This window comes from Haemophilus haemolyticus, assembly GCF_003352385.1.
Classification (GTDB): Bacteria; Pseudomonadota; Gammaproteobacteria; order Enterobacterales; family Pasteurellaceae; genus Haemophilus; species Haemophilus haemolyticus_I.
Genome location: NZ_CP031243.1, coordinates 1,123,565 through 1,145,382, shown reverse-complemented (window position 1 = coordinate 1,145,382; position 21,818 = coordinate 1,123,565). Strand labels below are relative to the sequence as shown.

Here is a 21,818-nt window from a genome sequence, read left to right as displayed (position 1 = left end):
TTTTGTATGTTTAATAATAAAAAAATCAGCGCCTTAACTGATTAAGACGCTGATTAATAATATATTAGGCGTTAACGCTATTAGTTATAGCACAGAAACATTTAAGTTTGAGCCACCACCAACAATACGAACTCGGCGACCAGCTACAAAACTGCTGCCAGCCTTTTGAACAACAACGATCTCTTGACCATCATCTTTCTTAATTACAAGTTCAGCACCGTTTACTTGACTCATTTTTTCTTCGATTTTGCTTCCAGCTACTGCACCGCCAATCGCGCCAACTACTGCTGCAATAGCTTGACCACGACCACCGCCGATTGCACTACCCGCAATACCACCTAAAGCACCGCCGCCAAGCGTACCAATTACGCCTTGATTATCTGCTTGGATCTTAACAGGACGCACAGAAACAATTGTACCATAAGTAATTGAACGCGCTTCTTTAGCTTGAGATGCGCTATAAACATCACCGCTGAAAATATCGGTATTCGCACAACCTGTTACGGTAAAGGCAACTAACAATGCAAAAGCTACTGTTGTCTTTTTCATATATTACGCTCCTTATTTACAGAAAGTAATTAAAGTGGATTTCTTGGAGAGAAAGTTGAAATATTTTTAGTATTACCATTCTCTGATACTAAAACACAAGCACCCACAACCAAGGTTGAATCATACTTGTGAGTAAGCACAACTTGCTCACCTTCTTGTTGATTACCTGAACAATTATTTTTACGGATGGTTAATTTAAGATTTTCACCTTCCATTTGGCTAAAAACGATTTGACCTTTATAAGCATTTTCATCTTTTTGGAAAGAAGAACAAGCGCTTAAACCTACAGCTGCTAAAACCGCTAATGCAAGAGATAATTTTTTCATTTTGCTAAACCTCGAGTATTTTCTTTATAGAATAAGGATGAACCTTAATACAAGTATGATTTGATGTCTTATCAACAAAACTTACTGCAATAGATGGATTAGGCAATCTCTCACCATCCACTTTAGGCTCGCTCACTTTAATGGTTAATTGAGTTAATTCGCTCCATAAAAAATGCATATTAATACGCAGTACCCATTCATTTATCGATTCATTCGGTAAAAATGGCATAACAACCTCAATATGCTCCCAACCTTCTACGGGATACTGCTTATTTTTAGGGAACGGAAGTTCAATAACATCAACGAACTGATTAGCGAATTTCACTGCTTTTTCTAACTGAATTAGATAAATCTTACGTCCGTTGACAATGTTATCCGACAAAATTCTACCGTATTTCAATAAAAGTGTCAGCCAGTCTTTTGCATTTTGTTCATTATTCACACGCACAGCAAGGTGATCGATTTCATAATTTGAAAAATCAATTGACATCATTTGAGCTAATTGTTGAATTTTTTTTTCAAATTCCGCCAAATCAGAAAAAAGTGCGGGTGATTTTTCCTGTAAATTTGTCATTTTGTCCCTTTGAGAAACTCATAAAGAACGGTATCATAGCCGATTATTTTCATTATTCAATTTGAACATAGGAAAAAACGTGAATATTCAATCTATTCTATCCGACAAAATCAAACAAGCGATGATTCTTGCTGGAGCAGATCAATCTTGTGATGCGCTTGTTCGTCAATCAGGAAAACCACAATTTGGCGATTATCAAGCCAATGGCATTATGGCTGCGGCAAAAAAATTAGGTTTAAATCCACGAGAATTTGCTCAAAAAGTTTTAGATAATGCTCAACTATCTGATATTGCAGAAAAATTAGAAATCGCAGGACCAGGCTTTATTAATATTTTCTTAAATCCAACTTGGCTAACAACAGAGGTTTCAACTGCGCTTTCCCAAAAGAATTTAGGCATTCAAGCTACGGATAAACAAACAGTTGTGATTGATTATTCATCGCCAAACGTAGCAAAAGAAATGCATGTAGGTCACTTGCGCTCTACGATCATCGGTGATGCAGTTGTGAGAACCCTAGAATTTTTAGGTCACCATGTCATTCGTGCAAACCATGTTGGAGACTGGGGAACGCAATTCGGAATGCTTATTGCTTATCTTGAAAAAATGCAAAACGAGCATGCGAGTGAAATGGAATTACAAGATCTTGAAGCCTTTTATCGCGAAGCCAAAAAACACTACGATGAAGATGAAGTATTCGCAGAAAAAGCGCGTAATTATGTTGTGAAATTACAAGGCGGTGATGAATATTGTCGAGCGATGTGGAAACGTTTAGTCGACATCACCATGCAACAAAATCAGCACAACTATGATCGCTTGAATGTGACTTTAACCGAAAAAGATGTGATGGGTGAGAGTCTTTATAATCCTATGTTACCAAGCATCGTAGAAGATCTTAAAAAACAAGGTTTAGCTGTAGAAGATGATGGTGCATTGGTTGTTTATTTAGATGAATTCAAAAATAAAGAAGGCGACCCAATGGGCGTGATCGTTCAGAAAAAAGACGGCGGTTTCCTTTACACAACAACCGATATTGCTGCAGCAAAATATCGTTATGAAACATTAAAAGCTGATCGCGCACTTGTTTTTTCAGATACCCGCCAAAGCCAACATATGCAACAAGCTTGGTTAATTACTCGTAAAGCTGGTTATGTACCAGAAAGTTTCTCTTTAGAACATAAAAATTTTGGGATGATGCTTGGTAAAGATGGCAAACCATTTAAAACCCGTACCGGTGGCACGGTGAAATTAGCCGATCTATTAGATGAAGCGATTGAGCGCGCCACTGTATTAATTAATGAAAAAAATACAAATTTATCTAATGATGAAAAAGAAGCTGTGATTGAGGCTGTCGGTATTGGTGCGGTGAAATATGCAGATCTATCCAAAAACCGTACTACTGATTACGTTTTTGATTGGGATAACATGTTAAGCTTTGAAGGTAACACTGCGCCTTATATGCAATATGCTTATACCCGAATCCGTTCGATCTTTAATAAAACAGATATAAATTCGACCGCACTTTTGTCTGCACCTTTAACGCTTGAAGATGATAAAGAAAGAGCGCTTGCAATTAAACTTCTACAATTTGAAGAAGCGGTGCAAACAGTTGGAAAAGAAGGCACACCACACGTACTTTGTGCTTATTTATACGAACTAGCAGGCATATTCTCGTCATTCTATGAACATTGCCCAATTTTAAATGCTGAAGATGAGGCCGTAAAATTAAGCCGTTTGAAATTGGCATTATTAACAGAAAAAACCTTAAAACAAGGTTTAGAGTTACTCGGTATTAAAACCGTAGAAAAAATGTAATTTAGATAATTAAAATCCCTTTCTTACGAAAGGGATTTTTTATACTTATTTACAGAATAAAAAAAGTGCCCCAATGGGGCACTACTCGGAAAGCAAAATAGATGTCGGCTATTTAAGATAGCACTTGTTTTTAGTGGTTTCAGAATAAAGAAATCCGATCAGTTATGCAAATACATATTTTTAGATTTGTGAACTTGGTCACGATTTTTTTATAAAAAAACTAAAAACAAATATATTTCTAATAAAGTGCGGTAAAATTCTATTAAAATATTTCCGCACTTTACGCCCCTACTTTAGAGAATATTCTTTTCTCCACGAGACACACTAATCAATCCGGAACGAACAATTTCCAACAATGTGGTTTCTTCTTTCAATGCAGAAATAAATGCATCAATTTTGTCTTTGGTTCCACTTAATTGAATTGTGTAAGATTTTGGTGTGACATCTACAATTTGACCACGGAAAATATCAGCTAAACGTTTAATCTCATCGCGAGATGAACCCACTGCTCTCACCTTCGCTAAAACAATTTCACGGACTATATGCTCTTGCTCACTCAAGTTAATCACTTTAAACACATCCACTAATTTATGGAGTTGTTTCTCAATTTGTTCCAATACTTGAGCATCGCCCACTGCTTCAATAGTCATTCGAGAAAGTGTTGGATCATCCGTTGGCGCCACCGTCAAACTTTCAATATTAAAGGCACGTTGGGAGAATAAACCAACAACACGCGATAAAGCACCAGACTCATTTTCGAGTAAAACAGATAAAATTCTACGCATTAGTTTGTCTCCTCTTGAGGTTTACTTAAAATCATTTCATTCATTGCGCCACCGCGGATTTGCATTGGATACACATGCTCAGATTCATCTACATTAATATCCACAAATACTAGTTTATTTTTGATACTAAATGCTTCTTGCAATTTGCTTTCGAGTTCATCGGGCGTAGCAATTTTTATACCGACATGACCGTAAGATTCTGCCAATTTCACAAAATCAGGTAAGGAATTCATATAGGTTTGAGAATGGCGGCCAGAATAAATCAAATCTTGCCATTGTTTTACCATTCCCAAGAAATGATTGTTCAAACAAATAATGACAACTGGAATGCCATATTGTGTTGCGGTAGAAAGCTCTTGAATATTCATTTGAATACTTCCATCACCAGTAACACAAACGACTGTTCCTTCCGGATGAGCCAATTTCACGCCTAATGCAGCAGGTAAACCAAATCCCATGGTGCCCGCGCCACCAGAGTTAATCCAATGACGAGGCTCATCGAACGGATAATGTAACGCAGCAAACATTTGGTGCTGACCTACATCAGAAGCCACATAAGCTTGTCCTTTTGTGAGGCGATATACCGCTTCTAGGACTTGTTGCGGTTTAATCACGCCAGAAGTGCGGTCAAATTCCAAACATTTTTTTGCTTTCCATTGGTTGATTTCTTGCCACCAACTTTCAAGATCTGTTTGAGATTTCAGTCCCTCTTCATTCAATAAACTCAAAAATTCTTCCAATACATTTTTCGCATTTCCGACAATTGGAATCGCTGCTGGAACATTTTTAGAAATCGATGTTGGATCAATATCAATATGAATCACTTTTGCATTTGGGCAATATTTTTCTAAATTATTTGTTGTGCGATCATCAAAACGAACGCCAATCCCCAAAATAAGATCACTTTCGTGCATTGCCGTATTGGCTTCGAAAGTACCATGCATCCCTAACATGCCTAGGAATTGTTTATCCGTACTTGGATAAGCCCCTAATCCCATTAATGATGAGGTAACTGGTAAATTTAAACGTTGTGCAAACTGAATTAACTGCGTACTACATTCAGCAGCAATTGCACCACCACCGACGAAAAGTATTGGTTTCTTCGCTACTAAAAGTGCTTTTAATGCTTTTTTAATTTGACCTTTGTGTCCATTTACTGTGGGATTATAAGAACGTAACTCGACAGATTCAGGGTATTCATAAGGATATTTAAAATTCGGATTTACAGTATCTTTTGGAATATCCACAACAACAGGGCCAGGGCGCCCCGTAGATGCAATATAAAAAGCTTTTTTCAAAATAGATGGAATATCTTCCGCTTTTTTGACAATAAAGCTATGCTTCACAACAGGACGAGAAATCCCCACCATATCACATTCTTGGAATGCATCTCGGCCAATTAAATTACTCATGACCTGACCAGAAATAATGACCATAGGCACAGAATCAGTATAAGCCGTTAAAATCCCAGTAATTGCATTTGTTGCGCCTGGCCCCGAAGTCACCAGCACACATCCTACTTTACCTGTTGAACGAGCGTAACCATCCGCCATATGCACCGCGGCTTGTTCGTGGCGAACTAAAATATGTTCAATACCACCCAGCGTATGAATTGCATCATAAATATCTAATACTGCTCCACCAGGATAACCAAATAAATACTCTACGCCTTCATCGCGTAAAGATTGAACGACCATCTCTGCGCCAGATAACTTCTTCATTTTTTACTCCTTAAATTCACCGCACTTTTAAAAATACGAACGGCTTATGTCAATGTTTCACATCATACAAAGTAAAAAAAATTTGTCTAGCTACTAAAACAACAAAAAAATCAATTAATAAAATATAAAAAACCAAAAATAAATGAATACTTAGTTTTTTATAAAATTTTTCATCAAAAAAAATAAAAAAATGCGACAAAATGCCGCATCTTATAAAATAGTAAAAATATTATTTTTTATTCAAATTTTTGAATTAGATCACACTTTTAGCGTTTTTTAACTGCAAATACAATGACAATCAATGAAACTGCCGTTGCTGCAAAACCAGCTAAACCTGAATAAGTGAAACCTACCACGATGTAACCAATGGCCGTTGCGGCTGCAACGGTGGCAGCATAAGGAAGCTGAGTAGTAACGTGATCAATATGATTACATTTTGCGCCCGTTGAAGACAAAATTGTTGTATCCGACACTGGCGAGCAATGATCACCGCATACTGCACCTGCCATTACTGCAGATAAACAAGGAAGCAATAATTCTGGTGCAGCATTTGCAGCCATAGCCGCAGCAATTGGTAACATAATACCGAATGTCCCCCAGCTAGTACCGGTTGAGAATGCCATTGCAGAACCAAGAATAAATAAAATTACTGGTAAGAATTGCATTGGGATATTACCAGAAACAAGAGAAGATAAATATTTACCAGTTTGCATATCCCCAACGACTTTATTAATTGTCCACGCAAAGAATAAAATTGCGATTGCACCAGTCATTGATTTAATACCTGCAATCCAAGAGCGTGCATATTCTGGAACACTCACCTGACGATCAAGAATAATTAATAAAGTAGAAACTAGAATTGAGCAAGTACCACCCACAACTAAAGAAGTTCCAACAACAGTATTTTCAAACGCACCTAAAATGCTAAATTCTTTACCATCCGCTGCTAATGCTGATGCACCAGTGTAAATCATCATTGTAACCGTTGAAAAAATTAAAACTAAGATAGGTAATACGAGATTACGTACGTGGCCTTTTGCACCCGTTTCTTCTTCTGATTCATCTTCAGAATTTTCCAAAGCTAATTGTTCATGGCGTGCCATTGAAGCAATATCGAAAGAAAAATATGCCACAAAGAACACCATGATAATTGAGAAAATTGCATAGAAGTTCATTGAGCTCATTGCCACGAATGCACCAATTGGTGTGTATTCAGTGATCGAATAAGTCGCTAATAAACCGCCTACTAAGGTAATAATGTATGCGCCCCAACTTGAAACTGGCATCATTACACACATCGGTGCTGCCGTTGAATCCAAAATATAAGCAAGTTTCGCACGAGAAACTTTAAAACGGTCTGTCACTGGACGAGCAATTGCGCCTACAGCAAGACTGTGGAAATAATCGTCAATAAAAGTAACAAAAACTAATGATGCAGCTAATAATTTAGCACCACGACGACCTTTAATACGGCTTTGTGCCCATTCAGCAAACGCACGATTACTGCCTGATACCGTTAAAAGTGCGGTTAAAACACCAAGCAATAATAAGAACAAAACAATGTTCATATTAGAGTTAATTGCGCCATCAGCATAAACAAGTGAAATCACGTTGCTTGATAGATAACTGAAAGATGAGCCAATATTCCAGCCACCTAACATTAACGCACCAACAATAATCCCTGCACTGAGAGACACCAATACACGACGAGTTGCAATCGCCAAGACAATCGCCAATAAAGCTGGAATGATTGACCAAACTGAAGATGAAAAATCGATAAGTTCCATTAAGAGATACCTACAATTAATGGAGAGAACGGAAAGCAAAGGACAGAATAAGACCAGAACAACCGTAGCGCTCCATAGTTAATCAAAAAAACTATGACAGTGTCGCCCCTTTCGAGTACGCCACCAACCAAACAAAATGACTTCTGTTTGATTTCGGCAATCATTCCTTTCTTTTTTCTTCATCGTTATCCACTCTGAAAAAATACTTATAATGATTGCACCTCTACTTTTGTAGTGACTCAAGAGATTACCGTAAAAAAATCCAAATGCCAACAGATTTTATAAAATTTTTTATTAGATTGAATTAAAAATATAAAAAATAAACAAAAAAGAAATTTAAAGATATATACCTGCTCCGACCATTTATTTAAAATAGATATTTACAATAAATATTATTTTCTCTATTATTAAATAAGTTTTTCCACATACAAGATTATTTTATCGAGGTTTATTATGAGCGAATTAGCAAAAGGTTTGACAAATCTTCGTAGTTTACGTGCGGCAGTACGCGAATTAACTTTAGAACAAGCGGAAAGTGCTCTTGAAAAATTACAAACTGCTGTTGAAGAGAAACGTGCTAATGAAGCAGAATTAATTAAAGCAGAAACAGAGCGAAAAGAACGTTTAGCTAAATATAAAGAATTAATGGAAAAAGAAGGTATTACACCTGAAGAATTACAAGAGATCTTTGGTACAGCAGCAACATCTGCTAGAGCAAAACGTCCACCTCGCCCAGCAAAATATGCATTTATTGATGAAAATGGCGAGCGTAAAACATGGACTGGCCAAGGTCGCACACCACGCCCAATTCAAAATGCATTGAACTCTGGTAAATCATTATCTGATTTCAAAATTTAATTTTTCTATTTGAAACTAGAACCCATTTTTATGGGTTCTATTTTTTTATCTAAACGTAGCACACAACATTATGATCGAAAAAAAAATATTACTCACCGATTGTCCCGATGATAAAGGCCTAATAGCTAAAATAACCAACATTTGTTACAAACATCAACTAAACATTCTGCATAATAATGAATTCGTAGATTTTGAAACCAAACATTTCTTTATGCGTACAGAATTGGAAGGTATTTTTAACGAAGCTACTTTATTAGAAGATCTAAAATATAGCTTACCCGAAGGAACACATTGTCGATTAATTGGTACACAACGTAAACGAATTGTTATTTTAGTCACCAAAGAAGCTCACTGCCTCGGCGATATTTTAATGAAAAATTATTATGGTGCGCTTGATGTAGAAATTTCGGCAGTAATCGGTAACCATGATAATTTACGCGAGCTCGTTGAGCGTTTTAATGTTCCATTTCATTTGGTTAGTCATGAAGGCTTAACTCGTATTGAGCACGATAAATTATTAGCTGAAAAAATTGATGAATACACGCCAGATTATATTGTTCTCGCTAAATATATGCGTGTGTTAAATCCTGAATTTGTTGCTCGTTATCCAAATCGAGTGATTAATATCCATCATTCATTCTTACCTGCTTTTATTGGTGCCAAGCCTTATCAACAAGCCTATGAACGAGGTGTAAAAATTATCGGCGCAACAGCTCATTTCATTAATAACGAATTGGATCAAGGCCCAATCATTATGCAAAATGTCATTAATGTGGATCATACTTATAGCGCTGAAGCAATGATGCGTGCTGGCCGCGATGTGGAAAAAACCGTATTAAGTCGTGCCCTTGATCTTGCTTTACACAATAGAATTTTTGTTTATAAAAATAAAACGGTGGTGTTGTAGTGGAAAAAATCACCCTTGCGCCAATAAGTGCGGTTGAAGGAACAATTAATTTGCCGGGTTCTAAAAGTTTATCGAATCGCGCATTACTTTTAGCCGCCTTAGCTAAAGGCACAACAAAAGTAACCAATTTATTAGATAGCGATGATATTCGACATATGCTTAACGCCCTCAAAGCGTTAGGTGTACGCTATCACCTTTCTGATGACAAAACTATTTGTGAAATAGAAGGATTGGGCGGAGCATTCAATATACAGAATAATCTTTCTCTCTTTCTTGGTAATGCGGGGACTGCAATGCGTCCATTAACCGCTGCGCTTTGCTTAAAAGGCACCTCCGAAGTTGAAATCATCTTAACGGGTGAACCTCGTATGAAAGAGCGTCCAATACTCCATTTAGTCGATGCTTTACGCCAAGCGGGTGCAGATATTCTCTACCTAGAAAATGAAGGTTATCCTCCAGTCGCAATTCGCAACAAAGGAATAAAAGGTGGAAATGTCAAAATTGATGGCTCTATTTCATCCCAATTTTTGACCGCACTTTTAATGTCTGCACCACTTGCAGAAAATGATACAGAAATCGAAATTATCGGTGAACTTGTCTCTAAACCCTATATTGACATCACCCTTGCGATGATGCGAGATTTTGGTGTTCAGGTTGAAAACCATCACTACCAAAAATTTAAAGTTAAAGGAAATCAATCCTACATTTCACCTGGCAAATATTTGGTAGAAGGCGATGCCTCATCGGCCTCTTACTTTCTCGCAGCTGGCGCCATTAAAGGCAAAGTGAAAGTAACTGGAATTGGCAAAAACTCTATTCAGGGCGATCGTTTATTTGCTGATGTATTAGAGAAAATGGGTGCAAAAATTACTTGGGGAGAGGATTTTATCCAAGCTGAATGCGATGAATTACATGGCATTGATATGGATATGAATCACATTCCAGATGCCGCAATGACGATAGCAACCACAGCACTTTTTGCTAATGGCGAAACCGTCATTCGAAATATTTATAACTGGCGCGTGAAAGAAACAGATCGTTTAACAGCAATGGCAACCGAATTACGTAAAGTCGGTGCAGAAGTCGAAGAAGGTGAAGATTTTATTCGTATTCAACCACTTACGCTCAATCAGTTTAAACATGCAGATATTGAGACTTATAACGATCACCGCATGGCAATGTGTTTTTCTCTAATCGCACTGTCCAATACACCAGTGACAATTTTAGATCCCAAATGTACTGCCAAAACCTTTCCAACATTCTTTAGTGAATTTGAGAAAATTTGCTTAAGAGGTTAAATTAAAAAAAGTGCGGTAAATTTCAAAAAAGTTTTCAAAATTAACCGCACTTTTCATTCCATTCTTAAAAAATCCCAAATTGAGATTATTTATACCGTTTTTTCACCGCACTTTTATCTTGCTCACGTAATCGTTCTAGTTTTTCCTTAATCTGAATTTCCATACCTCTATTTGTCGGAAAATAATATTGAGTGTCTTTTAATTCAGGCGGGAAATAATTTTCACCTGCCGCATAAGCGTTAGGTTCATCATGAGCATAACGATATTCAGCACCATAGCCAAGCTCTTTCATTAAATTACTCGGCGCATTGCGTAAATGTGGTGGAACATCATAATCTGGCAAATCTTTAGCTTGCTGTTTTGCGGTGTTAAATGCGGTATAAACCGCATTACTTTTTGGCGCTACTGCAAGGTAGATAATAGCTTGGGCAATGGCTCGCTCCCCTTCATAAGCGCCCACGCGAGTAAAGCAATCCCATGCAGCCAATGCGACTTGCATAGCGCGAGGATCTGCATTTCCCACATCTTCTGAAGCAATAGCAAGTAATCGGCGCGCAACATATAAAGGGTCACCACCCGCTGTCAAAATTCGTGCATACCAATACAATGCAGCATCTGGAGCAGAACCGCGAACAGATTTATGTAGCGCAGAAATTAAATCGTAGAAACGATCACCTTGTTTATCAAATCTCGCTTGACGTTCGCCTAAGACTTCTTTTAATAAAGTGCGGTCAATTTTCTTTCCATTTTCCGTTTCATCCGCCATATCCACCATTAATTCGAGGCAATTCAAGGCTAATCGCGCATCTCCATTGACATATTCGGCAAGTACTTGCAGTAAATTCTCTTCTAAAATTAACCGCTCTTTACCCAATCCACGTTCAGGATCTTCTACAGCTTGCTGCAAAACTTGTTCAATTTCAGCCGTTGTGAGTGATTTCAGCACATACACTCGGGCACGAGAAAGCAACGCATTATTTAGCTCAAAAGATGGATTTTCTGTTGTCGCTCCAATGAAAATAACGGTCCCGTCTTCAATGTGCGGTAAAAATGCATCTTGCTGGCTTTTATTAAAACGATGCACTTCATCCACAAACAAGATAGTTTTACGATCTGCAAGACGATTTTGTTTTGCACGATCAATCGCTTCACGAATTTCTTTGATGCCACTCGTCACCGCAGAAATTCGCTCAACTTCTGCATTAATGCGTTGGGCAATAATTTCTGCAAGCGTTGTTTTTCCTGTACCTGGTGGCCCCCAGAAAATTATAGAATGAATATGCCCAGCTTGAATAGCTTTACGCAGCGGCTTACCTTCACCAATAAGATGAGTTTGCCCAAAATACCGCTCTAGACTCGTTGGACGCATCTTGGCTGCCAGTGGACGAAAATCATTTTCGGCAAAATCAAAATTGAGGTTAGACATTTTATTTCTCACAAAATTGAAGGGCGTATTTCTACGCCCTTATTTAAAATAATAATTCATTATTTTTTACGTTGGTCATCCAATTCAACGCCTTTTTCTGGCTTGAATTGGAACAAGCTATCAGACAACGTTTGATTAGTAATGTTACGTAAAACATAAAGATTGGTTTGCCCATCTTTCTCTGTAGTACTGAAATTTCTCAATATTCCATTAACATCAACGCGAATATCAAATTGCTTGATATTACTTTTTGAAGATTTAGGTTTCAATACGAAAGTATCCACTTGTTGCATAACCGAATATTGATCCCAATGGCTTTTATCATTACTTGTAAGCAAGACAAAAGGGGTGTTATTTACCGCATCTTTCACCCATTGTGCTGTTACTTGTTGCACAAATGGATCGTAGAACCATAAGGTTTTACCATCAGAAATAATCTGGGTTTCTTGAGGGGTTTTAGTATCCATACGGAATAAATTTGGGCGTTTAATTTGAAGTTTTCCACTTCCTTGTTGAATATTTTTGCCACTTCCAGAAGTCACTGTTTGCACAAATTCAGCGCTTAACACATCGACTTTGGCTAAACGCATTTGCAGTTCACTTGCCGCATCAGCCAATGCCAAATTACTCAAACCAAGTAAGGTAAGTGCGGCAAATTTTAACGTTGTTTTTTTCATTTTACTTTCCTTTTAAATTAGTATTCTGGACGATGCGATAAAATCTCACGCTTACCATTTTGCATTGGGCTGACAATCCCTTGTTCTTCCATTTGATCCATAATACGAGCGGCTCGGTTGAAACCCACGCTGAATTTACGTTGAATAGAAGATACTGAGGTTGTACCAGTATTAATAACAAAATCCATTACTTCATCAAAGAGTGGATCTAGTTCTCCACTGCTTGATATTCCTTTTTCCGAACTTTCCTCATCATCTGCGCTTTCTAAAATGCCATCAATATAATCAGGTTTACCACGTGCTCGCCAATCATCCGCAATACGAATAACTTCATCATCACTCATAAAGGCACCATGAACACGCATCAAATCCGATGAACCTTGCCCCGAATAAAGCATATCACCACGACCTAAAAGAGCCTCTGCCCCACCTTGATCGAGAATAGTTCGTGAGTCAATTTTACTTGCCACCGTAAAGGCGATGCGACTTGGAATATTTGCTTTAATTAAACCAGTAATCACATCCACAGAAGGGCGTTGTGTGGCTAAAATTAAATGAATACCGATGGCTCGCGCTTTTTGTGCCAATCGCGCAATAAGTTCTTCGATTTGCTTACCAGCCACCATCATTAAATCAGCAAACTCATCGACAATAACCACAATATAACTCAATTTCTTCAATGCGGGTGGCATTGCATCCATCGTATCGCCCGGTCGCCAAATTGGATTTGGCACAGGCATTCCCATTGCTTCGTATTCATCGATTTTTTCGTTAAAGCCTTCAATGTTTCGTACGCGTAAAGCTGAAAGCAACTGATAACGACGTTCCATTTCATCTACACACCAACGCAACGCATTAGCGGCTTTTTTCATATCTGTTACAACAGGCGTTAGCAAGTGCGGAATATCATTATAAACTGAAAGTTCAACGACTTTAGGATCGATCATGATGAATTTCACATCTTCTGGTTGAACACTATAAAGTAAACTTAAGATCATCGTATTCACGCCAACAGACTTACCTGATCCCGTTGATCCTGCAACCAACAAATGTGGCATTTTCGCTAAATCAACAATCACTGCCTTTCCGCTAATATCTTTACCTAAAGCCATTGGCAAAGTGGCATGAGTATCACGGAATTCGCTGCTATCTAACACATCACGTAATGGCACCATTTGACGATGAAGATTAGGTGTTTCAATACCAATATAAGGCTTGCCAGGAATAGCCTCTGCCACACGAATTGAGCGGAACATTAATGCACGCGCCAAATCGGTATCAATACTCGTTACTTTTGACGCTTTCACCCCAGGTTGTAATTCTAATTCATAGCGAGTAACAACAGGGCCAACAAGCACATCTTTTACAGTCGCTTTCACATTAAAATTACGTAATTGTTGTTCAATACGTTGGGATGTTTCAAAAACTTCTTCTTGCGTAATATTTTGTTCCACTGCAGGATGTTTTGATAATAAATCTAAACTTGGCAACGGCGTACTAGGCTTTTCACGTTTAGTTGTTTGCTGTTGGAATGCAGGATGAATCAAGCTACCGCTATAACCTTTATAATTAGGTGATTCCTCTTGATTTTTGTCTAATTGAACATCCCTTATATCATCCTGTAAGGATACATTAAATTTTAATTCATCATCACCCAAGCGTACTTTTTCATCAGCCTGAACATTAAAATTATTATCCGCCATTTCAGTATTCAAGGATTCATGAGTCGGTTTTAATGAAACTGTTGGCATTTCATCATTTGTAAGCAAAGAAACTTTAGTAAAATCATCCGCGCTTTCATGAATTGATTCATCATCTTGAACAGTAGGTTTAACCGACTTATTCCAAACTGGAACAAAATCATTTTTACTTACTGTTTGCCCATGCGCGTCGCTCGATAAATTCACGCTAGGTAATGCTTCAGATTCAAACTCAAGAGAAAACTGAGGTTTTACACTCTCTTCGGGAGAAACTTCATATTCTGATTTAATCGTGACCTCTGGATTTAAACCATGAATATTAATTAAATGCGAAGGATGATCAACAGAGTTGTCTTCATCCTCTAAAGATGATTTTTGAGTTTCAATCTCACTATTTTGTTCCACATTAAGATTATTTTGATCTAGATTTTCTGTTGCTGAACTATCTGATTTTACAATCACGATTTGCTCTAATTCTTCCGTTGATTTTTCTTGCTCAACACGTTCTTCCTGCTCATTTTTCATTGTCAACCAATGATAAAAGGCCACAATCAGTCGAATTAATGAGGCACCAGAGCAGAAAATAAAACCGATTAAAGCAAATACAAAACCGATTAAAACCGCTCCGAATTTACCTAATGCTGGATAAAGCCAATTTACAACAAGTGAACCGCCCAATACACCACCACTTAAATAAAAGGCATTGCTTGACAAAAGCAACATACTCATCACACAAAGCCCAATAATCAACATGGTAAAGCCAAAACTACGTAAAATAATTCGAGTACAGGAAAGATTTTTAACTGCTTTTGTTTTCAATAAATAGACAGGTACAAAAAAAGCCGTAAAAGGAATTACGTGGGCAACATAACCTAAGAAAACAAAAGAAAGATCGATAATCCACGCACCAAATGCGCCGACTTTATTAATTGTTTCACCATGCGCACCAGCCGTTGCCCAAGAATTATCAAGCGGAGTATAACTTGACCAAGCAATAATTAAATAAAGCCCGAAAAGTGCGGTTAATCCAAGCAAAAGTTCAGCTAAATACTGTCTTGGCGTAAATCGTTCTGTTATTTGTTTAATCATATTATTTCAATACAAGGAAATTGGTTTGTTTTACTTCTTCCATCACAACATAAGTGCGAGTGTCATTTACACCAGGTAAACGCAATAATGTCGTCCCCAGCAATTTTCGGTATTCAGCCATGTCAGCAACACGAGTTTTTAATAAATAGTCAAAATCGCCCGATACTAAATGGCATTCTTGAATTTCTTCCAACTCTTGAATTGCAGCATTAAATTCCTCAAATACGTCAGGTTTTCCACGAATTAACGTAATTTCCACAATCACAAGCAAAGGTGCTTCCAATAATTCAGGATTCAACAACGCACGATATCCCATAATTACGCCTTGTTTTTCTAAACGTTTCACACGTTCTAAACAAGGCGTAGGCGAAAGCCCTACTTTTTTCGACAAATCAATATTAGAAATTTTACCATTGCGTTGTAATTCATTAAGAATTTTTATATCAATCGCATCCAGCGCTTTATTCAGTTTCTTTTCCATTTTCTTATTTTTCTTTGAATAAAAAGTATGTTTATTTTAACAAATTTTACTAAGGTTTTCAGTACAACGGAATTAGATAATTCATTTCCATTGAGACTATTAATTATCTCTAATTAGATTATTTAGAAATTATCCAATACAGCTAGCGCATCGGAAAGTTTCTTCACCGTAAAAACTTGCATATTTTCGACCGCACTTTTCGGTTTGTTGCCAAAAGGAACAATCGCGCGTTTAAAACCATGCTTTGCCGCTTCACTAATACGCTCTTGCCCACTTGGCACAGGGCGAATTTCTCCCGCTAATCCAACTTCACCAAAGATCACTAAATCTTGTGGCAAAGGGCGATTACGGAAACTAGAAATTAATGCAAGCAACAAAGCCAAATCCGCACTTGTTTCACTGACTTTTACACCACCCACGACATTTACAAAAACATCTTGATCAGCCATTTGTAAGCCACCATGTCGATGTAACACCGCCAGTAATAGAGCTAAGCGATTTTGCTCTAAGCCCACCGCAACACGACGAGGATTCGCTAACATTGAATGATCCACCAAGGCTTGAATTTCCACTAAAAGAGGACGAGTTCCTTCCCAAAGTACCATAACGGAACTACCTGATGTAATCTCATCACCACGACTTAAAAAGATCGCCGATGGATTTTTTACTTCTCGCAAGCCTTGCTCGGTCATACCAAATACGCCTAATTCATTCACCGCACCAAAACGGTTTTTATGGCTACGCAAAGTACGATAGCGAGAATCGGCTTCACCTTCTAATAGTAGTGAACAGTCAATAGCGTGCTCTAACACTTTCGGCCCCGCAAGGGTACCGTCTTTTGTTACATGCCCCACCATAATAATGGCGACTTGGCGGGTTTTCGCATAACGAGTGAGGAAAGAAGCGCATTCTCGCACTTGTGCTACACTTCCTGGCGATGATTGAATATCTGCCAAATGCATCACTTGGATCGAGTCTACCACTATAATTTGCGGTTTTAACTGATCCGCCAAATTACAAATCTGTTCCACAGAGGTTTCTGACAACATTTTTAATTGATCGTTTGGCAATCCCAATCGACTTGCACGCATCGCAACCTGTTGTAACGATTCCTCTCCCGTTACATAAAGTGCGGTCATATTTTTCGCTAAACCACACATGACTTGTAATAACAAGGTGCTTTTCCCAGCACCAGGATGTCCACCAATTAAAATCGCACTTCCCGGTACAATCCCGCCACCCAGAACCCGATCTAATTCATTAAAGCCACTGGAAAAACGAGGTGTTTCTTGCAAACTAATTTCAGAGAGCGTTTGAATTTTTGCCTGAGTTTCACCCGCGTAGCCACTAAAACGATCATTTTTTGATTTTGCTGTAGAAATTAACCGCACTTCCGTGATTGTATTCCACGCTTTACAAGCCGAGCATTGCCCTTGCCAACGAGAAAATTCTGCACCACAATCGTTACATACATAAGCTGTTTTTGGGGCTTTAGCCATTTTATTCTCCGTATTCCCCGTGGGTAAGTATACCCACGGTTAATTATGCTTATAATGGTTCCCCCTTTGGGGAACATCAAACTACTCCAACGGAGTAGCACTGAAATTAGCCTAGGGTATACCTACCCTAGGTCATAAGATAATTCCATTAATTTGATCATTCGCTCAAAATAAACTCGACTTTTCAAAAGTGCGGTCAATTTTTCAATAGTTTTTTCATTGTCTTTCGTTTCACTATGAAAACGAATCAAATCACGAATTTCAGAAAAAATTTTCTGATTGCTTTCTAACAAAGCAGGTAAGAGCGTTTCTTTTTGTTTCTCTGTTGCCACTGTTTCTAGGATTTTTCCATTTTCATCATAATAATGATAAAGATTAAAAAATGCCCCTACTCGCTCCACTGTTTTCATAAAATCTTGGCTAAAAAGTGCGGAAGAAAATGATAAGGTTTCTTCCAAAAGTTTCTGTTCCATTTTCAACACAGAATTAAATTTTGCACAAAAATCTACCGCACTTTCTTCTCGTTCTTCTTTTAAGAAATCACGCCATTTATTTAACCAATCTGTTAAAAATTGTTTTGAACCCAGCAAATAACCACGCTTCGCTTTACTTGCGCTACTAAAATAAATATCTCTTTCGAAAGGCAAAGTTTCCACAAAATCAAAAAGATCCTGCACATTGCCAGATTTCAATTCAAACTCAATTTCACAAATAGGTTGCTCAAATTCGCCTGCAATAATTTTGCCTTGATCGAACGCCACTTCAATTTTGGATTGTTGAAATTCAACTAACCAAAAAGTGCGGTTAAAATCTGTGGAGAAAATAGGTTGTAGTGTAGAACTAGGTAATTGTTCAAAAGGATAAAGTTCTCTTAATTGGGCATTGGTTGGCGTTTCTTTTTCGGTTAATGGTAAATTATATTCTGGGCGACTATGCAATCCACCAACAACTTCGCCATTGGTTTTAAGCGTTAATGTAAGTTCTTGATCTTCTTGACGAATACGTAATCCCATCTTTTGTTTAGCAAGGAAATGATCAGGATAATCATAATAAGTATTGCTCAGAAACTGTTTTTTATGCGCTAAACAAGTAAAGTATTTTAAATGTTCTTCTAATTCATTAAATGCCTGGTCAGATACCGCTAATTTAATTTCAACTTCATTACTCATAAAATTATACTCCCTTCAACTCAAAACTGTTCAAATATACAGATAAAAATAGATAAATCAAGCGTTTTATAGATTTATATTCCTTTAAATTAAACATCGTAAAATAAACATAAAGGGCTATAATTTGACTTAATTTTAAATAACTAATTAATTAAGGATCTCTATGAGTAAATTGTTTCTATTTTCTATGCTTCTAAGCATCACATTGCCTATAAATGCTGGCGTTCGTTGTTCAGATTTTAATACACAAGAAGAAGCACAACGCTATTATGAAAACCACCATGCTTATCATTTGGATCGAGATCGCGATGGTGAAGCCTGTGAATGCTTGCCTGGCGGTAGTAAATACGGCTCATCGCGTTGTAAGAAATATTAATGATACATTGAAAAGATGAAAAATTCGGCTTTTCCTTTTCAGTGAAGGGATCGCCCCCTAAAATACATTTAATTATTAATAAAAATCGGGTAATATGCGCACGAATTTTTAACCCCTTATGGAGTAAATCACTTATGGCAATGAATAATATTCTCGGATTATTTGCCCATTCGCCTTTAAAACCATTGCAAAAGCATTCGGAAAAAGTCACTGAATGTTGCGATCTTTTAATTCCTTTTTTTGAAACCACCTTCTCAAAGGATTGGGAAAAAGCGGAAGAAAAACGCTTAGAAATCTCTCAGCGTGAACGTGAAGCGGATAGCTTGAAACGTGAGATTCGTTTGAAATTGCCACGTGGTTTATTCTTACCTATCGATCGTACTGATCTCTTAGAATTAGTCACGCAACAAGATAAATTAGCAAATTTTGCTAAAGATATTGCAGGCCGTATGATTGGTCGTCAATTTGGTATTCCTGAAGAAATGCAGGAAGAATTCTTACATTACGTAAAACGTAGTTTAGATGCCATTCATCAAGCTCATCGAGTAATCGAAGAAATGGATCAACTTTTAGAAACCGGTTTTAAAGGCCGCGAACTAAAATTAGTTAACGATATGATTCAAGAACTCGATGCAATTGAAGATGATACCGACCAAATGCAGATCAAATTACGTAAAATGCTTTACACCATAGAAAGCCGTTATAACCCAATTGATGTGATGTTCTTATATAAAATTATTGAATGGGTTGGCGTGCTAGCTGACCAAGCACAACGTGTTGGCTCACGCATTGAATTAATGCTAGCGCGTTCATAATCAACAAAACATAGGAAATTAACTATGGAAGTTATTAGTCAATATGGTTCATGGTTGGTGTGGATTACAGCAGCCTTCGGCTTTTTTATGGCTTTCGGTATTGGAGCCAATGATGTTTCAAACTCAATGGGTACATCTGTAGGATCTGGTACTGTAACAGCCAAACAAGCAATTATTATCGCGTTAATTTTCGAATCTGCTGGCGCATATCTAGCCGGTGGTGAAGTAACAGAAACGATTAAAAGTGGCGTAATCGATCCAATGCGATTTGTGGATACGCCCGATATTTTAGCACTAGGTATGCTTTCTGCTTTATTTGCCTCTGGTGCTTGGTTATTTATTGCAACGAAAATGGGCTGGCCTGTTTCAGGTACTCACACTATTATCGGTGCAATTATTGGGTTTGCATGCATTACGATTGGCCCTGGCGCAGTAGATTGGTCAAATATTGGCAGCATCGTTGGTAGCTGGTTCATCACACCTGTCATTGCAGGTATTCTCGCCTATGCAATCTTTGCAAGTACGCAAAAACTTATTTTTGATACCGAACATCCTCTAAAAAATGCACAAAAATATGGTCCTTATTACATGGGGATAACCGTATTTGTGTTGTGTATCGTAACCATGACAAAAGGTTTAAAACATGTTGGTTTAAATCTTTCCAATAAAGAAACTTTGGTCATTTCACTTATCATTAGCCTTGTAAGCATGCTGTTTTTCCATTTCTATTTTAAAAGCAAAACATTCACTCAATCTGCAAGCAAAGGGACTTTTGGCGCGGTAGAAAAAGTCTTCAGCATTTTAATGTTATTAACCGCCTGTGCGATGGCTTTCGCTCATGGTTCTAATGATGTAGCCAATGCAATTGGCCCACTTTCAGCGGTTGTATCAATCGTAGAACAAGGCGGTAAAATTGTTTTAGGCGGAACTTTAACTTGGTGGATTTTACCATTAGGTGCATTAGGTATTGCTGTGGGCTTAATTACTATGGGACAAAAAGTGATGGCGACAGTTGGATCTGGGATCACCGATTTAACGCCAAGCCGTGGCTTTGCCGCTCAATTTGCCACCGCGATGACCGTTGTAGTTGCATCCGGTACAGGTTTGCCAATCTCAACAACACAAACACTTGTTGGGGCAATTTTAGGTATCGGTTTTGCTCGCGGTATTGCGGCACTCAATTTAACGGTTATCCGAAACATCATTAGTTCTTGGATAATCACTTTACCAGCCGGCGCATTCTTCGCAATTATTATCTTCTATTTACTGCGTGCGGTGTTTAATTAATTTATTGCAACAAAAAGTGCGGTTTATTCAGCCGCACTTTTGTTGTTTTTATTTTTAAGGAGAAAGCATGAAAAAAATCTACAATACTCTTTTATCTTGCGCGTTACTTGGTACAGGTATTGCAACTGCTCATGCAGAAACGCAATATGTTACTGAAAATCTCAGTACGTTCTTACGCCGCGGTGCCGGTGAACAATTTAAAATTGCAGGTTCAATTCAAGCTGGAGAAGCGGTGAATGTATTAGATCGTCAAGGCAAATACACACTCATTCGCGACAATAAAAATCGTGAAGCTTGGATTTTAAATTCAGACTTAAGCAACACGCCAAGTAGTAAAGAAGAAAATCCAAAATTAAAAGCTCAAGTCCAAGAATTAACTTTAAAACTTAGTCGTTTAGATGGCGATTGGCAACAACGTACTGTCGAAATGCAACGTCGAACCAAACAAGCTGAGCAACAAAGTGCGGATCTTTTAGAACAAAATTCTCAACTGAAACGCGAACTTGAAATGACCAAAAATAAAAATCGTGATTTAGAAGCGATGCTTGATGCAGGTAAACGAGAAATTGCAATCCAATGGTTTATTTATGGCGGTTCAGTATTGGGTGTAGGCTTACTCTTCGGTTTGCTCATTCCTTATGTGTTACCAAAACGTCGCCGTCGCGATGGCTGGGCATAATC

The 21,818-nt window shown here is 37.8% G+C and carries 20 protein-coding genes and 1 riboswitch; of the genes, 8 read left to right on the top strand and 12 right to left on the bottom strand.

Translation table 11 applies throughout. From position 1 onward, the window contains the following. Positions 1–84 precede the first annotated feature (84 nt). Genes DV428_RS05625 through DV428_RS05615 form a run of 3 tightly spaced genes read right to left on the bottom strand, consistent with a single transcriptional unit; the run spans position 85 to position 1,449 of the window. Positions 85–549: an outer membrane lipoprotein gene (locus tag DV428_RS05625; protein ID WP_114908985.1), complete on the bottom strand. Its 465-nt coding sequence runs from the start codon at positions 547–549 to the stop codon at positions 85–87. A gap of 29 nt (positions 550–578) precedes the next feature. Further along, the gene (locus tag DV428_RS05620; protein WP_114908984.1) at positions 579–875 is read right to left on the bottom strand and encodes a hypothetical protein; all 297 of its coding nucleotides are present in this window, start codon (positions 873–875) and stop codon (positions 579–581) included. 4 nt (positions 876–879) lie between these two features. After that, on the bottom strand, positions 880–1,449 hold the full coding sequence (locus DV428_RS05615) for a VOC family protein (protein ID WP_114908983.1): 570 nt from the start codon (positions 1,447–1,449) through the stop codon (positions 880–882). A 79-nt stretch (positions 1,450–1,528) separates the two neighbouring features. Here DV428_RS05615 and argS point away from each other — a divergent pair, with 79 nt between their 5' ends. Next, positions 1,529–3,262 (top strand): arginine--tRNA ligase, encoded by a 1,734-nt coding sequence (argS, locus tag DV428_RS05610; protein WP_114908982.1) that lies wholly within the window; start codon positions 1,529–1,531, stop codon positions 3,260–3,262. A 293-nt stretch (positions 3,263–3,555) separates the two neighbouring features. On the opposite strand, the gene ilvN is transcribed toward argS, so the two are convergent. The 3 genes from ilvN to DV428_RS05590 all read right to left on the bottom strand — a co-directional run bounded on the left by ilvN (position 3,556) and on the right by DV428_RS05590 (position 7,555). Beyond that, positions 3,556–4,047 (bottom strand): acetolactate synthase small subunit, encoded by a 492-nt coding sequence (gene ilvN, locus DV428_RS05605; RefSeq protein WP_005626246.1) that lies wholly within the window; start codon positions 4,045–4,047, stop codon positions 3,556–3,558. Continuing rightward, complete coding sequence (locus DV428_RS05600; protein ID WP_114908981.1) at positions 4,047–5,768, bottom strand: acetolactate synthase 3 large subunit; 1,722 nt, start codon at positions 5,766–5,768, stop codon at positions 4,047–4,049. Before DV428_RS05600 ends, ilvN begins: the two co-directional genes overlap by 1 nt. A 266-nt stretch (positions 5,769–6,034) precedes the next feature. Then, positions 6,035–7,555, bottom strand: coding sequence for a Na+/H+ antiporter NhaC family protein (locus DV428_RS05590; RefSeq protein WP_153066468.1), 1,521 nt, complete (start codon positions 7,553–7,555; stop codon positions 6,035–6,037). A 57-nt stretch (positions 7,556–7,612) separates the two neighbouring features. Continuing rightward, positions 7,613–7,789, bottom strand: a riboswitch (Lysine riboswitch). A gap of 219 nt (positions 7,790–8,008) precedes the next feature. Between DV428_RS05590 and DV428_RS05580 the strand changes: the two genes are divergently transcribed. The 3 genes from DV428_RS05580 to aroA all read left to right on the top strand — a co-directional run bounded on the left by DV428_RS05580 (position 8,009) and on the right by aroA (position 10,618). Beyond that, positions 8,009–8,413, top strand: a complete 405-nt coding sequence (locus tag DV428_RS05580; RefSeq protein ID WP_114908978.1) for an H-NS histone family protein — start codon at positions 8,009–8,011, stop codon at positions 8,411–8,413. Positions 8,414–8,483: 70 nt separating this feature from the next. Further along, positions 8,484–9,320, top strand: a complete 837-nt coding sequence (gene purU, locus DV428_RS05575; RefSeq protein ID WP_114908977.1) for a formyltetrahydrofolate deformylase — start codon at positions 8,484–8,486, stop codon at positions 9,318–9,320. Continuing rightward, the gene (gene aroA / locus DV428_RS05570; RefSeq protein WP_114908976.1) at positions 9,320–10,618 is read left to right on the top strand and encodes a 3-phosphoshikimate 1-carboxyvinyltransferase; all 1,299 of its coding nucleotides are present in this window, start codon (positions 9,320–9,322) and stop codon (positions 10,616–10,618) included. The genes purU and aroA overlap by 1 nt, the downstream gene beginning before the upstream one ends. 85 nt (positions 10,619–10,703) lie before the next feature. On the opposite strand, the gene DV428_RS05565 is transcribed toward aroA, so the two are convergent. The 6 genes from DV428_RS05565 to DV428_RS05540 form a co-directional block, all read right to left on the bottom strand. Beyond that, positions 10,704–12,044 carry a replication-associated recombination protein A gene (locus DV428_RS05565; RefSeq protein ID WP_114908975.1) on the bottom strand — a complete coding sequence of 447 codons (1,341 nt, stop codon included), beginning with the start codon at positions 12,042–12,044 and terminating at the stop codon, positions 10,704–10,706. A 59-nt stretch (positions 12,045–12,103) separates the two neighbouring features. Next, the gene (lolA, locus tag DV428_RS05560) at positions 12,104–12,721 is read right to left on the bottom strand and encodes an outer membrane lipoprotein periplasmic chaperone LolA (protein ID WP_114908974.1); all 618 of its coding nucleotides are present in this window, start codon (positions 12,719–12,721) and stop codon (positions 12,104–12,106) included. A 17-nt stretch (positions 12,722–12,738) separates the two neighbouring features. Next, positions 12,739–15,510, bottom strand: a complete 2,772-nt coding sequence (locus DV428_RS05555) for a DNA translocase FtsK (RefSeq protein ID WP_114908973.1) — start codon at positions 15,508–15,510, stop codon at positions 12,739–12,741. Position 15,511: 1 nt separating this feature from the next. Then, positions 15,512–15,991 (bottom strand): leucine-responsive transcriptional regulator Lrp, encoded by a 480-nt coding sequence (gene lrp / locus DV428_RS05550; RefSeq protein ID WP_114908972.1) that lies wholly within the window; start codon positions 15,989–15,991, stop codon positions 15,512–15,514. Between the two features lie 122 nt (positions 15,992–16,113). Then, positions 16,114–17,490 carry a DNA repair protein RadA gene (gene radA / locus DV428_RS05545; protein WP_005644699.1) on the bottom strand — a complete coding sequence of 459 codons (1,377 nt, stop codon included), beginning with the start codon at positions 17,488–17,490 and terminating at the stop codon, positions 16,114–16,116. A gap of 122 nt (positions 17,491–17,612) precedes the next feature. After that, positions 17,613–18,659 (bottom strand): CYTH domain-containing protein, encoded by a 1,047-nt coding sequence (locus DV428_RS05540; RefSeq protein ID WP_114908971.1) that lies wholly within the window; start codon positions 18,657–18,659, stop codon positions 17,613–17,615. A 163-nt stretch (positions 18,660–18,822) separates the two neighbouring features. Here DV428_RS05540 and DV428_RS05535 point away from each other — a divergent pair, with 163 nt between their 5' ends. The 4 genes from DV428_RS05535 to DV428_RS05520 all read left to right on the top strand — a co-directional run bounded on the left by DV428_RS05535 (position 18,823) and on the right by DV428_RS05520 (position 21,816). Then, positions 18,823–19,035, top strand: coding sequence for an excalibur calcium-binding domain-containing protein (locus DV428_RS05535; RefSeq protein ID WP_114908970.1), 213 nt, complete (start codon positions 18,823–18,825; stop codon positions 19,033–19,035). Between the two features lie 134 nt (positions 19,036–19,169). Next, positions 19,170–19,850, top strand: a complete 681-nt coding sequence (locus DV428_RS05530; RefSeq protein ID WP_005641798.1) for a TIGR00153 family protein — start codon at positions 19,170–19,172, stop codon at positions 19,848–19,850. 24 nt (positions 19,851–19,874) lie between these two features. Continuing rightward, entirely contained in the window at positions 19,875–21,137 is a 1,263-nt protein-coding gene (locus tag DV428_RS05525; protein ID WP_114908969.1) for an inorganic phosphate transporter, read from the top strand. Between the two features lie 67 nt (positions 21,138–21,204). After that, the gene (locus DV428_RS05520) at positions 21,205–21,816 is read left to right on the top strand and encodes a TIGR04211 family SH3 domain-containing protein (RefSeq protein ID WP_005641802.1); all 612 of its coding nucleotides are present in this window, start codon (positions 21,205–21,207) and stop codon (positions 21,814–21,816) included. Positions 21,817–21,818 lie beyond the last annotated feature (2 nt).

Coding starts and splice junctions, on each gene's coding strand:
- DV428_RS05625 (WP_114908985.1), bottom strand. CDS start 549: ATGAAAAAGACAACAGTAGCTTTTGCATTGTTAGTTGCCTTTACCGTA.
- DV428_RS05620 (WP_114908984.1), bottom strand. CDS start 875: ATGAAAAAATTATCTCTTGCATTAGCGGTTTTAGCAGCTGTAGGTTTA.
- DV428_RS05615 (WP_114908983.1), bottom strand. CDS start 1,449: ATGACAAATTTACAGGAAAAATCACCCGCACTTTTTTCTGATTTGGCG.
- ilvN (WP_005626246.1), bottom strand. CDS start 4,047: ATGCGTAGAATTTTATCTGTTTTACTCGAAAATGAGTCTGGTGCTTTA.
- DV428_RS05600 (WP_114908981.1), bottom strand. CDS start 5,768: ATGAAGAAGTTATCTGGCGCAGAGATGGTCGTTCAATCTTTACGCGAT.
- DV428_RS05590 (WP_153066468.1), bottom strand. CDS start 7,555: ATGGAACTTATCGATTTTTCATCTTCAGTTTGGTCAATCATTCCAGCT.
- DV428_RS05580 (WP_114908978.1), top strand. CDS start 8,009: ATGAGCGAATTAGCAAAAGGTTTGACAAATCTTCGTAGTTTACGTGCG.
- purU (WP_114908977.1), top strand. CDS start 8,484: ATGATCGAAAAAAAAATATTACTCACCGATTGTCCCGATGATAAAGGC.
- DV428_RS05565 (WP_114908975.1), bottom strand. CDS start 12,044: ATGTCTAACCTCAATTTTGATTTTGCCGAAAATGATTTTCGTCCACTG.
- lolA (WP_114908974.1), bottom strand. CDS start 12,721: ATGAAAAAAACAACGTTAAAATTTGCCGCACTTACCTTACTTGGTTTG.
- DV428_RS05555 (WP_114908973.1), bottom strand. CDS start 15,510: ATGATTAAACAAATAACAGAACGATTTACGCCAAGACAGTATTTAGCT.
- lrp (WP_114908972.1), bottom strand. CDS start 15,991: ATGGAAAAGAAACTGAATAAAGCGCTGGATGCGATTGATATAAAAATT.
- radA (WP_005644699.1), bottom strand. CDS start 17,490: ATGGCTAAAGCCCCAAAAACAGCTTATGTATGTAACGATTGTGGTGCA.
- DV428_RS05540 (WP_114908971.1), bottom strand. CDS start 18,659: ATGAGTAATGAAGTTGAAATTAAATTAGCGGTATCTGACCAGGCATTT.
- DV428_RS05535 (WP_114908970.1), top strand. CDS start 18,823: ATGAGTAAATTGTTTCTATTTTCTATGCTTCTAAGCATCACATTGCCT.
- DV428_RS05530 (WP_005641798.1), top strand. CDS start 19,170: ATGGCAATGAATAATATTCTCGGATTATTTGCCCATTCGCCTTTAAAA.
- DV428_RS05525 (WP_114908969.1), top strand. CDS start 19,875: ATGGAAGTTATTAGTCAATATGGTTCATGGTTGGTGTGGATTACAGCA.
- DV428_RS05520 (WP_005641802.1), top strand. CDS start 21,205: ATGAAAAAAATCTACAATACTCTTTTATCTTGCGCGTTACTTGGTACA.